Genomic DNA, 14,228 nt, shown 5'->3' with positions numbered 1-14,228 from the left:
CAGCGCGCCCGGATCCGAGTGCACCCAAGTCAGGCTCGCTCCGCACACAACAACGCGAACCGTTGATCGGCGTCGGTCCACACTTTCTGTAACCGAAAGCCCGCAGCCTCCAACTCGGCAGTGATCCCGTCGACGGTGAATTTCGCGGAGATTTCCGTGCGCAATTGCTCGCCCGCAGCGAAGGTGATGTCCAGATCCAAGTCTTCGATTCGCACCGAAAGATCGCGGAGTGCTTCCAACCGCATCTCGATCCACTGGTTCTCGGCATCCCAGAGTGCGACGTGCCTGAACGCTTCCAGCGGGAAGTTCGCACCGAGTTGCTTGTTCAACACGCTGAGCACGTTGAGGTTGAACTGCGCCGTTACTCCCGCGCTGTCGTCGTATGCGGGAACCAGCACGGCCGGATCGGTCACCAACCCCACGCCGAGGATCAAGCTCTCACTCTGGCCGAGGACCTCGGCGACACCGGCGAGGAACTCTGCGCGCTCGCCCGGAATCAGATTCCCCAGCGTGCCGCCCAAAAACGCGACCGCCCGCCTGCCGCCGCTGGGAAGATGATGCAGCGAACCGGTGAAGTCGCTGACCACTCCGATGACGTCGATACCCGGAAACTCCGCGCTGATCGCCTTTGCCGCACCTTCCAACGCAGTCACCGAAACATCTTGCGGGACATAGGTATGCAGTGAATCAGACATCGCTTCCAGCAGGAGGCGCGTCTTCTCCGAGGAACCGGAACCCAACTCGATCAGCATCTTCGGTGTAGTCAACGATGCGATCTCGCCGGCGCACTCGGCCAGCAAAGCGCGTTCCGTGCGGGTGGGGTAATACTCGGGCAGCTCGGTGATCTGCTCGAAGAGTTCACTGCCTCGGGCGTCATAGAACCACACCGGCGCAAGCCACTTCGCCTGCGCGGTCAGGCCGGAGCGAGCGTCGGACCGTAGTTGCTCGACAAGGTCGTCCGGAGTCAGAAAGATCTCGAGAATCGGGGTGCTCATCGTTCTCCCATCGGGATCGGGGTGATGATCAAATGCCCGGGGCGGGCGCAGACGAGGTGCCTGTCAGGAACTTGTTCCCACTGGGGTGAATCATCGAAGGGTTCGGACGCGACCAGTGCTTGCAACTCGTCGACGAGAACGTACAACGTATGGCCCCAGGTGCTGGCCCACAGTTCGTTCCCGTCGCCGAGCAGGAAATTCAGACGCGAACCTGGCGCCACTGCTTCGACGTCGTGAATGACGGTGGTCAAGGCGGCTTCCACCGACGTGCCCGTCAACGAAGATGCGTCCTGCAAGCGATGACGCAACAGGGCCCACAGCAGTGCCGAATCTGTTGGCGCCGACATGGTCAGCAGCGCGGCAGTCGGAACCTCCTGTGCAAGAGCGGCAACCGAACTCGGCCACCCGGTGAGGACTCCGTTGTGGCTGAATGCGTAGGTAGTGTCGACAAAGGGTGCGCATGCGCCGACTTCGACGGCCATTCCCTCGGTCGCGGACCGCACCGCGGCCAGAACCGATCCGCTGCGGATATGTGAAAGCGTTTCCTCGACAGTGGGATCCGACCAGATCGGGGTGCTACTTCGATACCGCCCCAACTGCCCGGCCGTCCACCAACTTACGCCGAAGCCATCGGCGTTGATGACTCCACCCTTGCGCATCTCACGGGGCGCCCACGACTGCTTCACCAGCGAATGGGTTCCGCCCTGCAGGAGATCTCGGACAGAGCGCGGCGGTCCGAGGTAGCCGAGATGTCGGCACATGTCAGACGTGCCCGGACAGTGTTCTGGCGCAGCGAAATCCGGAGAATATCTGACGCCGGATCGGATGATCCCAATTGCGGAAGGTGCCACGGCACGCAACGCTGTCGGTTCCGAACGAACCACCGCGCAGCATCTTGTAATCACCGCCGAAGAACACCTCGGAGTACTCACGGTATGGAAACGCGTGAAACCCCGGGTACGGATGGAAACCGGAAGACGTCCATTCCCACACGTCCCCGATCAACTGCTGCACGCCGTACGCCGACGCGCCGTCGGGATATGCCCCCGCATCAGCCGGAGACAGATGCCGTTGGCCGAGATTGGCGCGGGTCTCGTCCGGTGCGTCATCGCCCCACGGGAATCGGCGGGACCGCCCGGATTCGGGATCCCACCGCGCCGCTTTCTCCCATTCGGCTTCGGTGGGAAGTCGCTTGCCGGCCCAGGTTGCATAGGCTTCGGCTTCGAAGTAGCTGACATGCACCACCGGGCGGCGAATCGCTAGCGGTTTGTCGGTGCCGAAAGACCGCTGCCACCACGTTGATCCGTCGCGTTCCCAGAACAAGGGCGCAGTGAGCTTGGCATCGATGCGATGACGCCACCCGACCCGCGACCACAGTTCGGGCCGGGAATACCCGCCGTCGTCGATGAATTCGATGAACTCACCGTTGGTAACCGGGAATCGGTCGATGGCATAGGGGCCCAGATACACCTGGTGAGCGGTTCTCTCGTTGTCGAGAGCCCACGGTTCGTCATCGGTACCCATCACAAACGGCCCGGCGGGAACGACCACCTCGTCATGAAGGGGCTTGCGCCGCACAGCGGGAGCTGGTGTGGCCACGAGTGCCGCAGGGCCGGAACGTAATTGGTGTGTCGCGAGCATACTTTCGGCGTGTTGCTGTTCGTGCTGGGCGATCATGCCGAACGCAAACCCGCTGCGTTCGAGTGGTTTTCCGTCGAAGTTGCTGTCAGCCAGGACGTCCAACACCTTGCCTCGAACCGTACGTATGTATCGACGCGATTCGGCCGGGTCCAACAGTGGAAGCTCAGGCCGCGTGGGCCGCGAGTGTTTGAACGCGTCGTACATGTCGTCGATATCGCGCCTGACCGGTTCTCGCCCGCCCACATCGCGTACCAGCCACAGTTCCTCCTGGTTGCCGATATGGGCAAGATCCCACACCAGCGGACTCATGAGCGGCGAGTGCTGGGCGATCAACTCGGTGTCGTCGACACAATCGGTGAGCAGCAGCGAACGCGCTCGTGCCCGATCCAGGACGGTCTCGACCGCCTCCTTGGTGACCTCTGCCGACATCAGGTTCCCTCGACCGGTGCCAGGCCCCGACAACACCGCTCGGCCGCACGATCGAGGAGACGAACAAACTCGGGATCAGGCGCATACGACGCTGCGAGCGACATCAGAGATGTTGCTGCCGAACGTAATTCGACGTCCACCAGCCCGTATTCCGCGGCATCACGCCAGCGGCCCGCCGTCGATGCCGCGGCATCGCTTGCTTCCTGCATCACTGCAGGCCCGGACAGCAGCGCATCGATCGCGGCTATCGGCACGCGCCACAGATCGCCGGGTTGAGCGTCGATGTACCTCACCTCCAGATGTCCTGCCGCACGGACCGGCGGAAACATCGTGGACAGGTGGTAATCCAGATCCTCGGACGTGGGCGCACGACCTATGTCGGATTCGAGTGCCCCGTCGATCCAGTCGCCAAACGTGGCGCCCCGCGGCGCAGTCCAGTCTTCGGAACTGTTCCGGACACACATCAGCGGGACGTTCAAGGCCCACTGCGCATAATCGGCGGCATCGACGACGGGCATAGTGCGCCTGGCATCAAGTTCGAGCCACGTCCGCATCCGTTGCGACGCCCACTCACCTCGCGGAATCCCTTCCAGCTGTGGCGAACACGCAAATGCGGCGATCAGAGCCGGTCCGATGTCGCCGAGGAGTCGCCACCGCCGCGCTATAGCTTCTTGGCTTCCACCCGCATCGACGCTCACCTGCACGGCGGCGGTGTTGCACATCATGAGGGTTCCGTACGGCCCGATAGAGGCAAACTGATGTTCCATGGCGCAGTATCGGGGCAGTCGCAGCAAGCGGTGTGGTTCACGCAGCTCATCCGCCGAACCGTCGTACATCTCGATGGACTGATCGTGCAGAAGTGCACTCAACACGCGGTGGTCTTCACCCAGGTAGTCGCATACTTCGCGGGCTGACGTGCGCGGCGCCGAGGAAAGTTCGATCTGACCGCCCGGTTCGACGGTCACATAACTTCCACCCGGAAGTGGGGCGCCAGGAGATTCCGGGTCGATGCTGGTGGGCGTATGTTTACCCAGCGCGTGGGCCAGCGCTTCGAGCGACGGACGACCACCACCGGCATCCCTGGTCAGCCATTCGACCTCGGTCCCGATGAGTCGCGGCGGGCCCTGTTTGAAGCACACCCCACCGATGTATGCCTCGGCGGCGGGACGTGAGTCCAGCGTCGTTTCCAGTACTGCGGTTGCCATTCGACTTCCCCTTTGGGTATGTCTAGCGGTTCGCGGGCTCTAGCGGTTGTACCGACGATAGAGCCCGCACACACCGATTGCACCCTTTGCCGTGTTACGTGTCGCCAAATTTTTTCAGTCGTATCCACCGGTACCCACAACCCAGAAGAACAACACCTGTCCCCGCCGCAACTGCCGAAGTAGGCAGCGTGAACGCCAGGACCGCACATCCCAGCGCTCCGACAACCTGAAGCCAGCGCGGGAACATCCGATCCGCGCCGCCTTGGGTATACGCACTGACATTTGCCACTAGGTAGTACACCAGCACCCCGAACGACGAAAACCCGATCACACCACGCAGATCGACCATCGAGACCAGTGCGATCACGATCGCTCCGACAGCCAGTTCAGCGTGATGTGGCACAGAAAATTTGGGGTGAATCGCTGCGAAAGTCGGGGGCAGATCCCGTTCCCGGCCCATCGCCATCGCGGTTCTGCTCACTCCCGCGATCAGCGCCAACAGCGCACCAGCGGATGCGGCGGCTGCGCCGACGACCACAATCGATTCAGCCCACCCCCACCCGGAAAGCGCGACGGCATCCGCGAGCGGACGGGTCGACTCCGCAAGTCTCTCCTGCCCCAGAGTAACCAGAAGAACCACCGCTACCAGTGCATAGATGACTACCGCAGCTCCCAGTGCTATCAGGATTGCGCGTGGAATTGTGCGCCGAGGATCCCGGACTTCCTCCCCCAGAGTCGCGATGCGGGCGTACCCGGCAAAGGCGAAGAACAGTAACCCCGCCGATTGCAGAACCCCGTACCAGGAGCCGAAAACAACGTCAGGCATCGCACGATGAGCGCCCGGCCCCCACAGCGATACGCACAAACCCACGCCGATTGCCGTCACGGACATCGCGACGATCACTCGCGCCATCTGCGCGGTCCTGGTGACACCGCGATAGTTCACCGCGACCAGCAGCACTACTAGCGCCACGGCGACGGGCTTCCGATACGGTTCGGGTACAACGTAAGTCGCGAAGGTCAACGCCATCGCCCCGCAGCTCGCGATCTTCCCGATCACAAACGACCACCCCGCAATGAACCCGCACCACGGCCCGAGTTGCTCACGTCCGTAGACGTACGTCCCGCCTGAGGTCGGATAACGCGCGGCCAGTTGCGCCGACGACGTGGCGTTGCAGTACGCCACGAATGCCGCGATCGCCAGACCGAACATCAATCCCGTGCCGGCCGCTGCCGCTGCCGGCGCGAACACCACGAACACTCCGGCACCGATCATCGCGGCAAGGCCGATCACCACGGCGTCGAACGTCCCCAGGGTGCGGTCCATCGGTATAGCTTCGTTCACAGAGCCTTTGAACCACACCGAAGTGAACGGATGGTGCCATGTTCGATCTCACCTCGATCCGCCGCGACACCCCTGGGTGCATCGACAAGGTGTTCCTCGACAGCGCCGGATCCTCGCTACCGCCCGAACCTGTATTGACGGCGATGATCGAGCATCTGCGCCTGGAAGCCGACGTCGGCGGCTATGTCGCCGCAGATCGCCGCAGTGAGGCCTTGGCCGCGCTTCCACACTCACTGGCCCGGGTGATCGGCGCCCAGCCTTCGGATATCGCCTTGACCGACAGCGCAACCCGCGCCTGGAACGACTTTTTTGCGGCCGTGCCCTTGAGCCCGGGCGACCGCGTCCTGATCTGCGGTGTCGAATACGCCAGCAACGCCATCGCCGCGCTGGGGCGGGCGCGGTCGACCGGCGCGAAGGTCGAGGTGATTCCGAGCGATTCCGACGGCCGGATCGACCTCGACGCACTCGAAGCGATGCTCGACGACCGTGTCCGCGTCATCTCGGTTGTCCACGCCCCCACGAACAGCGGCCTGGTCAACCCGGTCCGTGAGGTTGTCGAACTGGCCGCGCGCCACGGCGCACTGGTTCTTCTCGACGCGTGCCAATCGGTCGGTCAACTGCCCATCGACGTGGCTGCCCTCGGCGTCGACGCGTTGAGCGCCACGGGCCGCAAGTGGCTTCGGGGCCCACGGGGAACGGGGTTTCTCTACGTGCGTCCCGGGCTGGCAACCGCGCTCGAACCTGCCGCGATGGACCTGCACGGAGCGGACTGGACCCACCCCGATTCCTATGTGCCCGCGCCGGATGCCACACGATTCGAACTGTGGGAAACCAGTGTCGCGGCTCGCCTTGGACTCGGCGCCGCGGCGGACTACCTCTTGGCGCTGGGGACGGAAACCGTTGCGCAGCAGATCGAATCGAGGGCGAACTATCTTCGGGCGGGCCTGGGCGCGCTGTCCGGTGTCACAGTCCAGGATCGTGGACCCATCCTCAGCGGCATCGTCTCGTTCACCCTGGACGCGGTTCCGGCCGCCGAAGTCCGCAGTCGACTTGCGACGCAGAGCATCACTGTGACTGTGAGCAGTCGCGGATCGACCCTCCTCGACATGACGGCACGCGGGCTCGACGCCGTCGTCAGAGCGTCCCCGCACTGTTTTGTCGACGAGAATGATCTGGACAGTTTTCTCGGCGCGGTACGGGATTTGAGCGTCTCCCGATGACCGGGATCACAGCGGGCAGGACACGAGCGGAGCTGCAAATCTTGACTCTCACCTGATCAGTTCATTTTTTTGCGAGAGGACGCCGCCCATGGCCGACGCCACAATTTCCCCGATTTCCGTTTCCGACATCTCTAGCTGGGACTTCGAAGCCGACGTGGTTGTCGCCGGCTACGGAATCGCCGGAGTCACCGCGGCAATCGAGGCTGCCCGCGCGGGCGCCGACGTGCTCGTGCTCGAGCGAACCGGCGGTTGGGGCGGTGCCGCGTCACTGGCCGGCGGCTTCATCTACCTGGGCGGCGGCACTGCGCTGCAGAAGGCATGCGGATTCGACGACACCGTCGACAACATGAAGACATTCATGAAAGCCGCACTCGGCCCGGGAACCGACGACGCCAAGATCGATGCCTACTGCGAAGGCAGCGTCGATCACTACAACTGGCTCGTCGACGCCGGCGTTCCGTTCAAGGAGTCGTTCTGGGGTCAGCCCGGCTGGGAACCGCCCTTCGACGACGGCCTCATGTACTCCGGCGGTGAGAACGCCGCGCCGTTCAACACGCTGGTCGATCCCGCGCCCCGTGGACACGTTCCGCAGATGTCCGAGAAGAAGACCGGCGAGCAGGGCGGCGGCTACATGCTGATGAAGCCGCTCGTCGAGACGGCCGAAAAGCTCGGCGTCCGAGCAGAATACGATTTGCGCGTCCAGACTCTGGTGGTCGACGGCCCCCGCGTGGTCGGCGTTGTCGCCAAGCGTTACGGCAAGGATGTCGCGATCCGCGCCAACAAGGGTGTTGTGCTGGCGATGGGCAGCTTTGCCTACAACAACGAGATGGTGCGCTCCAACGCGCCGCGTATCTTCGGCCATCCGGCCGCTTCCATCGAGGCGCACGACGGTCGCGCGATCCAGATCGGCCAGGCACTCGGCGCCGACACCGCGCACATGGACGCCACCGAGGTTGCGTTCTTCTGCGACCCGCAGTTGATGGTGCGCGGCATTCTCGTCAACGGCCGTGGTCAGCGATACATCCCCGAGGACACCTACCCGGGCCGCATCGGCCAGGCAACGCTGTTCCAGCAGGACAATCAGGCTTTCCTCATCATCGACGAAGCCGCATACGAGGAAGGTATCGCCGCCGAATCGTCCAGTGCGCAGTTGCGAGCGCAACCGACGTGGGTAGCGGAAACGGTCGAGGAACTCGAAGCCGAGATGGGGCTTCCCGTCGGCTCGCTGCAATCCACTGTCGATCTCTACAACCGTCACGCCGAGTCGAACTCCGACCCGGTGCTTGGCAAGAAGCCCGAGTGGGTCAAGCCGATCGTCGGCCCGTTCGCCGCGATCGACCTGCGCGGTCGCACCGGCGGCTTCACACTCGGCGGGTTGAAGACAACCGTCGATTCCGAAGTTCTGCACGTCTCCGGCGAGCCGATCCCCGGACTGTTCGCTGCGGGCCGCTGCACGTCCGGTGTCTGCGCGGGCGGCTACGCCAGCGGAACCAGCCTCGGCGACGGCAGCTTCTTCGGGCGTCGCGCCGGAATCAGCGCGGCCCGCTCCTGATGCAGCAGTGAACTGAACACAGCGGGAAGTACCGGAACTCGTGCGGCGATTCGCGGCGACGCGCGAGTTCCGGTACTGTATGGAACGTTGTCTCGGCGAGGGTGAATCGCAGCTGCTCCACTAACTGCAGGTTTTCCGTGATCGACGCGGCTACGGCTCAGCTCGAGCGTTTCGCTCCTGGCCGTGTGCGCGCCTGTCCACTTTCCGAAGGCAGAATCTGTCGCCGACAGAACCACACGTCAGTAAACCGAGCACGAACCCCGTGAGTTGTAGGAGCCGTTTCATCATGTCTGAAGAGAACAACCTCGTCGCTGTCGTCCGCACCGAATTCGGCAAGGGCGCAGCTCGCCGCGCACGCCGCGACGGCCTGGTCCCCACGGTTCTGTACGGCCACGGTGAAGACCCCAAGCACCTCAACGTCGTCGCTCGCGACTTCGCTTCCATCCTCCGCGCACACGGCACCAACGCTGTGCTGACGCTCGACATCGACGGCACGGAGCAGGTTGCACTGACCAAGTCGGTCGTCGTGCACCCCATCCGCAACTACATCGAGCACGCTGACCTCCTCGTCATCAAGAAGGGCGAGAAGGTCACGATCGACGTTCCCGTCGTCGTCACCGGTGACGCAGCTGCAGGCACCATGGTCGCTCAGGATGCCGCCACCATCTCCCTCGAGGCTGACGCGCTGCACATCCCCGAGCAGATCGAGGTTTCCGTCGAGGGCCTCGAGGCCGGCACCCAGATCCTGGCAAGCCAGCTCGAACTCCCCAAGGGCTCGACCCTGCAGGCAGATGCAGACGTGCTGATCGTCAACGTCACCGCAGCAGCTACCGAAGCTTCGGAAGAAGCAGCAGCGGCAGCGGCAGCAACCGAAGAGGCCTGATCCTCGCGTTCTCCTCGAGAACACAGCTTGTGCGCGGCGCGTCATTCCGAGTTTCGGAGTGACGCGCCGTTTGCGCGTCCACTCCCCTGTCGGTAAAGGAAATCTCCGATGAGCACAGATACAGCCCTGGTGATCGGACTCGGTAACCCCGGCCCGCAGTACGAAAAGACCCGGCACAACATCGGGTTCATGGTTGCCGGCACCCTGGCGGGCCGGATGGGCGGAAAGTTCAACGCGCACAAGAAGAGTGGGGCCGAGATCGTCGAAGGGCGCTTGGCCGGCCGACGCGTGATCCTCGGCAAGCCGCGCTCGTACATGAACCTCTCCGGTGGTGCCGTGGCCGGCCTGGCCCGGTTCTTCTCGGTTGACCCGTCGAACATCATCGTCGTTCACGACGAGCTGGATCTCGACTTCGGAACCATCCGCCTCAAGCTGGGCGGCGGCGAGGGCGGCCACAACGGCTTGCGCTCCATCTCGAGTTCACTCTCCACCAAGGACTACCTGCGTACCCGCGTCGGCATCGGCCGCCCGCCCGGCCGGATGGACCCGGCCGACTACGTACTCAAGCCGTTCTCCGCAGCCGAGCGCAAAGAACTCGATCTGGTCTGCGAAGAAGCCGCAGACGCAGTGGAGTTACTCCTCGAACTTGGACTCGAAGCAGCGCAGAATCGCCTGCACTGACCTTCACTTTCCGATCAGGGCGGCGGAGTTGGACCGTCGCAGTTTTCCCGACGACGTTTTCGGGATACTGCCGGGCCCCAGAACCGCGACGGCGCGTGGCCGCAGACCCACTTCGGAGAACACCGCCCGGATCACATCGTGCTCGATACGGGAAACTTCCTCGGGGTCCTCGAACGCGTTGGTCTCGACGGCAACTGCAAAGCTCTCTCGCTTCCGTCCGGCGTCGAGCCGAACAGCCACCGCATTTCCGGGTCGCACCCCGACCACCGTCGCGGCTGCCCGCTCGATATCGGTGGGATAGACATTGCGGCCGCCCATGATGATGACGTCCTTGACCCTCCCACACACCACGACGAGGCCCTCTTCGGTGAGGTAGCCGACGTCGCCGGTGTTGAACCAGCCGTCGGCGCCATGCGCGGATCGGCGACCTTCGGTGGTGATGTACCCGTGTGTGACGGCCTTGCCTCGAACCTCGATGATTCCGACGCCTCGAGCCGGCAGCACCTCCCCATCTCCGTCGACGACGCGGCCCTCCAAGTCCGGAACAAGTCTCCCCAGAGTCGCGAGAGCCCGCGCGTTGGGCCGGTTCGAAGGAACCGCCCGCGACATCGCATCGAGAAAATCGGGATCCACGTAGTCGACGATCGCCCCTTGACCCGGGTCTGGGATGGACACCGCCAGAGTTGTCTCGGCCATGCCGTAGGCCGGTGCGAGCGCCGTCGGGTTCAATCCGAACCGTGCCCCGGCCTTGGTGAGGGCGTCCAAGGTGTCGGGGTCGACGGGTTCTGCCCCGTTCCACATGTAGCGGACCGTGGAGAGATCCACAGCGCCGTCCTCCGCTTGCGCCAGCCGTCGAGCAAGAAGCGAGTACGCGAAATTCGGTGCGGCCGTGACCGTTCCACCGTACTTTCCCATCAGTTCCGCCCACAGGATCGGGCTGCGGAGAAAGTCCAACGGCGTGATGCTGACGACCTCGGCCCCCAATTGCATGGGAACACTGAGGAATCCGACCATTCCCATGTCGTGGAAGAGCGGGAGCCAACTCACCATGACGTCCTCGTCGATCGAGAACTTGATGCGATTGACCATCGCATACGCGTTGACGTGAAAGTTCTCGTGCGTGATCTGCACAGCTTTCGGCGAACCGGTCGAGCCTGACGTCAACTGCTGCAGAGCGATATCCGATTCCGCGGTGTCGACCGGATCGATCGCCCGACCCGTTCGCAGTTCGTCGATCGTGACCACCGTGATGCCGCTGGCTTCGAGGAGTGGTTTTGCCGCGTCGAACGGGCTCCCGACAATGACCGCCCGCGCGGCTATCATGTCGATCACCTTCTGGGTGTCCTGCGCCCACACCGCCAGATCGGTTCGCGGTGTCGGCTGGTGCAGCATGGTCACGGAAGCGCCGCGCATCCAACTCGCCTGACAGGCCGGCGCGATGTCCACCGGTTGACCGGCCAGGATTCCGACCGCGACCCCGTGATCGATCCCAGCGTCGGCCAATCCACCCGCCATCCGGCGCGCTTGCCGATGAATGTCGCTCCAGGTCTGTCGCAACGGGCTATCCGGTTCGCCCGTCACCATGCCGTGATCGCTGACAGCGGCACTCTTGTACATCTCGTCGGTGAATTTGCTCAATGCTGCTCCTCAGAACGCCTGAATACAGTGCCGAACCCGTCATGTGATCCAGCGCACACCTATCTGGATAATCAGACAAAGTTCGCCGAGTGTTACCGCAAATTCGTGGGCGAGTATCCTTTCTCTGTTGTGCGTCCGCACCCGTGCTTCATCGCGCTACGCCCACTACTCCCACTGCGAGAGGTTCTTCGTTGACTACCCCGTCCGACTCGACTGTCCCCACCGACTCGACTGTCCAGTCCGACACCGGTGCCACATCCGCTCCGGTCAGCACGAAGGGCCTCGCGGCCGAAGCTGCACGTCGTCGCACCTTTGCCGTCATCTCACACCCCGACGCCGGTAAGTCGACGCTCACCGAAGCGTTGGCCCTGCACGCAAAAAAGATCTCCGAAGCCGGCGCGGTCCACGGCAAGGCCGGACGCAAGTCGACGGTCTCGGACTGGATGGAAATGGAGAAAGCCCGCGGCATCTCCGTCAGTTCCACCGCGCTGCAGTTCAACTACCACTCGTCCGAGACCCCCGACGATCAGATCAACGTCATCAATCTCGTCGACACCCCCGGCCACTCCGACTTCTCCGAGGACACGTACCGCGTCCTGACTGCCGTCGACGCGGCTGTCATGCTCATCGACGCCGCCAAGGGCCTCGAACCGCAGACGCTCAAGCTGTTCCAGGTGTGTCGTCACCGCGGCATCCCCGTCATCACGGTTATCAACAAGTGGGACCGTCCCGGCCAGACCCCGCTCGAATTGCTGGACGAGATCAGTGAGCGCATCGGCCTCACACCTACTCCCCTGTACTGGCCCGTCGGCATCGCCGGAGACTTCCGCGGCCTGCTGCGACGCGGCGAGGACGGCGAAGCTCGCGAATACGTCCGGTTCACTCGCACCGCCGGTGGCGCAAAAATCGCTCCCGAAGAAATCATGGACGCCGACGCCGCCCTCGCCAAGGAAGGCTCCGAGTGGGAAACCGCGGCTGAGGAGAGTGAACTGCTCTCGGCTACCGGCCAGGACCACGATCAGGAAATGTTCCTTGCCGGGCAGACGTCCCCGGTGATCTTCGCGTCCGCCATGCTCAACTTCGGTGTCCGCCAGATCCTCGACACCCTGGTCGAGTTGGCGCCGCCGCCGCGTGCCCGCGACGACATCAACGGCAAGCCGCGCGAGGTCACCGATCCGTTCAGTGCAGTGATCTTCAAGGTTCAGGCCGGCATGGACACCGCGCACCGTGACCGCTTGGCGTTCATGCGCATCGTCTCGGGCGTCTTCGAACGCGGCATGGTCGTCACTCACGCGCAAACCGGCAAGCCCTTCACGACCAAGTACGCGCAGACGGTATTCGGCCGTGAACGTTCCACCGTCGAGTCTGCGTTCCCCGGCGACGTCGTCGGCCTGGTCAACGCCACCGCACTCGCACCCGGCCACACGCTGTACACCGAAAAGAAGACCGAGTTCCCGCCGATCCCGTCCTTCGCGCCGGAACACTTCTCGATCCTGCGTGCCGAGAGCGCCGGAAAGTACAAGCAGTTCCGCCGTGCCGTCGACCAACTCGATTCCGAGGGCGTCGTGCAGATTCTCCGCAACGACATCCGTGGCGACGCGTCGCCCGTCATGGCGGCTGTCGGCCCCATGCAGTTCGAGGTCGTCGCTGCTCGGATGAAGGCGGAATTCAACGTCGAAGCCAAGATGGAACCGCTCGGCTACGCACTGGCACGACGCACCGACGCCGCATCCGAGGTCGAGCTGAACCGTCAGCGCGGCGTAGAGGTCTTCACGCGCTCGGACGGTGTCCTGCTCGCCTTGGTCAGCGACAAGTGGCGCCTGCAGTACATCCAGAAGGAACTCCCCGATCTGACGCTCGAACCACTCGTCGCCGCTGCAGACTGATGAGCCTGATCGAGGCGCTGTTCGACGCCGAACTTCACATCGGCAGCGCCACGATCTTGTGGCGGGAGATCATCGGGAACACCTTCGGCATCGGCTCGGCAATTGCCGGGGCCCGGCGTTCAGTGTGGGCATGGCCTGTCGGTATCGCCGGAAATGCCTTGCTGTTCACCGTGTTCATGGGTGCGCTGTTCCATACGCCGCAGGAGCTCAACCTCTACGGCCAAGCCGGCCGCCAGTTGCTGTTCATCACCGTCAGCATCTACGGGTGGATGCAGTGGCGGCGCGGTGCACGCAGTTCCGGCGACGCAGTGTTGCCACACTGGGCGACCCGGCGCGAACGTCTGGCGATGGTCACTGTCATGGCAAGTGGCACAGTGATTTTCGCCTGGGTCTTCACGGTCCTCGGCTCGTACGGCGCGTGGGCAGAAGCCTGGATCTTCACCGGGTCGATCCTCGCCACCTACGGCATGGCCCGCGGCTGGACCGAGTTCTGGCTCATCTGGATCGGCGTCGACGCGGTGGGCGTTCCCTTACTCTTCCGCGCCGGCTACTATCCTTCGGCGATCCTCTATCTCGTTTACGCCTTCTTTGTCGTGTGGGGATTCCTGGCGTGGCTGAAGATTCAACGGCGCACTGCGGTACCCGCGTAGCGATCACTGCGGTACCCGCGTAGCGATCACTGCCGAAGGCGCGTTAGGCAAAACCGACTCCTGGTATGTTTACTGAAATTGTGCAAACCTATGGTCTGTTTAC

The 14,228-nt window shown here is 63.6% G+C and carries 12 protein-coding genes; 6 read left to right on the top strand and 6 right to left on the bottom strand.

What is annotated here, in order from left to right; genetic code table 11:
* Window positions 1-29: 29 nt before the first annotated feature.
* The 5 genes from egtD to RG2_RS18950 all read right to left on the bottom strand — a co-directional run bounded on the left by egtD (window position 30) and on the right by RG2_RS18950 (window position 5,597).
* On the bottom strand, window positions 30-995 hold the full coding sequence (gene egtD / locus RG2_RS18970) for an L-histidine N(alpha)-methyltransferase (protein ID WP_033234291.1): 966 nt from the start codon (window positions 993-995) through the stop codon (window positions 30-32).
* The gene (egtC, locus tag RG2_RS18965; RefSeq protein ID WP_033234290.1) at window positions 992-1,756 is read right to left on the bottom strand and encodes an ergothioneine biosynthesis protein EgtC; all 765 of its coding nucleotides are present in this window, start codon (window positions 1,754-1,756) and stop codon (window positions 992-994) included. Before egtC ends, egtD begins: the two co-directional genes overlap by 4 nt.
* A 1-nt stretch (window position 1,757) precedes the next feature.
* Entirely contained in the window at window positions 1,758-3,065 is a 1,308-nt protein-coding gene (gene egtB / locus RG2_RS18960; protein WP_033234289.1) for an ergothioneine biosynthesis protein EgtB, read from the bottom strand.
* Window positions 3,065-4,270, bottom strand: a complete 1,206-nt coding sequence (gene egtA / locus RG2_RS18955; RefSeq protein WP_033234288.1) for an ergothioneine biosynthesis glutamate--cysteine ligase EgtA — start codon at window positions 4,268-4,270, stop codon at window positions 3,065-3,067. The genes egtB and egtA overlap by 1 nt, the downstream gene beginning before the upstream one ends.
* 94 nt (window positions 4,271-4,364) lie before the next feature.
* On the bottom strand, window positions 4,365-5,597 hold the full coding sequence (locus tag RG2_RS18950; RefSeq protein ID WP_051730477.1) for an APC family permease: 1,233 nt from the start codon (window positions 5,595-5,597) through the stop codon (window positions 4,365-4,367).
* 56 nt (window positions 5,598-5,653) lie between these two features.
* Here RG2_RS18950 and RG2_RS18945 point away from each other — a divergent pair, with 56 nt between their 5' ends.
* The 4 genes from RG2_RS18945 (at window position 5,654) to pth (ending at window position 9,951) form a co-directional block, all read left to right on the top strand.
* Window positions 5,654-6,835, top strand: coding sequence for an aminotransferase class V-fold PLP-dependent enzyme (locus RG2_RS18945; protein WP_033234287.1), 1,182 nt, complete (start codon window positions 5,654-5,656; stop codon window positions 6,833-6,835).
* 88 nt (window positions 6,836-6,923) lie between these two features.
* The gene (locus RG2_RS18940) at window positions 6,924-8,387 is read left to right on the top strand and encodes an FAD-dependent oxidoreductase (protein WP_033234286.1); all 1,464 of its coding nucleotides are present in this window, start codon (window positions 6,924-6,926) and stop codon (window positions 8,385-8,387) included.
* Window positions 8,388-8,673: 286 nt separating this feature from the next.
* Entirely contained in the window at window positions 8,674-9,270 is a 597-nt protein-coding gene (locus RG2_RS18935; RefSeq protein ID WP_033234285.1) for a 50S ribosomal protein L25/general stress protein Ctc, read from the top strand.
* Window positions 9,271-9,378: 108 nt separating this feature from the next.
* Window positions 9,379-9,951, top strand: a complete 573-nt coding sequence (pth, locus tag RG2_RS18930) for an aminoacyl-tRNA hydrolase (protein ID WP_033234284.1) — start codon at window positions 9,379-9,381, stop codon at window positions 9,949-9,951.
* A 3-nt stretch (window positions 9,952-9,954) separates the two neighbouring features.
* On the opposite strand, the gene RG2_RS18925 is transcribed toward pth, so the two are convergent.
* Entirely contained in the window at window positions 9,955-11,589 is a 1,635-nt protein-coding gene (locus RG2_RS18925) for a fatty acyl-AMP ligase (protein WP_033234283.1), read from the bottom strand.
* Window positions 11,590-11,780: 191 nt separating this feature from the next.
* On the opposite strand from RG2_RS18925, the gene RG2_RS18920 reads away from it, so the two are divergent.
* Window positions 11,781-13,475 carry a peptide chain release factor 3 gene (locus RG2_RS18920; protein ID WP_033234282.1) on the top strand — a complete coding sequence of 565 codons (1,695 nt, stop codon included), beginning with the start codon at window positions 11,781-11,783 and terminating at the stop codon, window positions 13,473-13,475.
* Window positions 13,475-14,125, top strand: a complete 651-nt coding sequence (gene pnuC, locus RG2_RS18915; RefSeq protein WP_033234281.1) for a nicotinamide riboside transporter PnuC — start codon at window positions 13,475-13,477, stop codon at window positions 14,123-14,125. The genes RG2_RS18920 and pnuC overlap by 1 nt, the downstream gene beginning before the upstream one ends.
* Window positions 14,126-14,228: the final 103 nt, after the last annotated feature.

This window comes from Rhodococcus globerulus NBRC 14531 (genome assembly GCF_001894805.1).
Taxonomy (GTDB): domain Bacteria; phylum Actinomycetota; class Actinomycetes; order Mycobacteriales; family Mycobacteriaceae; genus Rhodococcus_F; species Rhodococcus_F globerula.
This window is presented reverse-complemented; position numbering and strand designations above follow the sequence as displayed.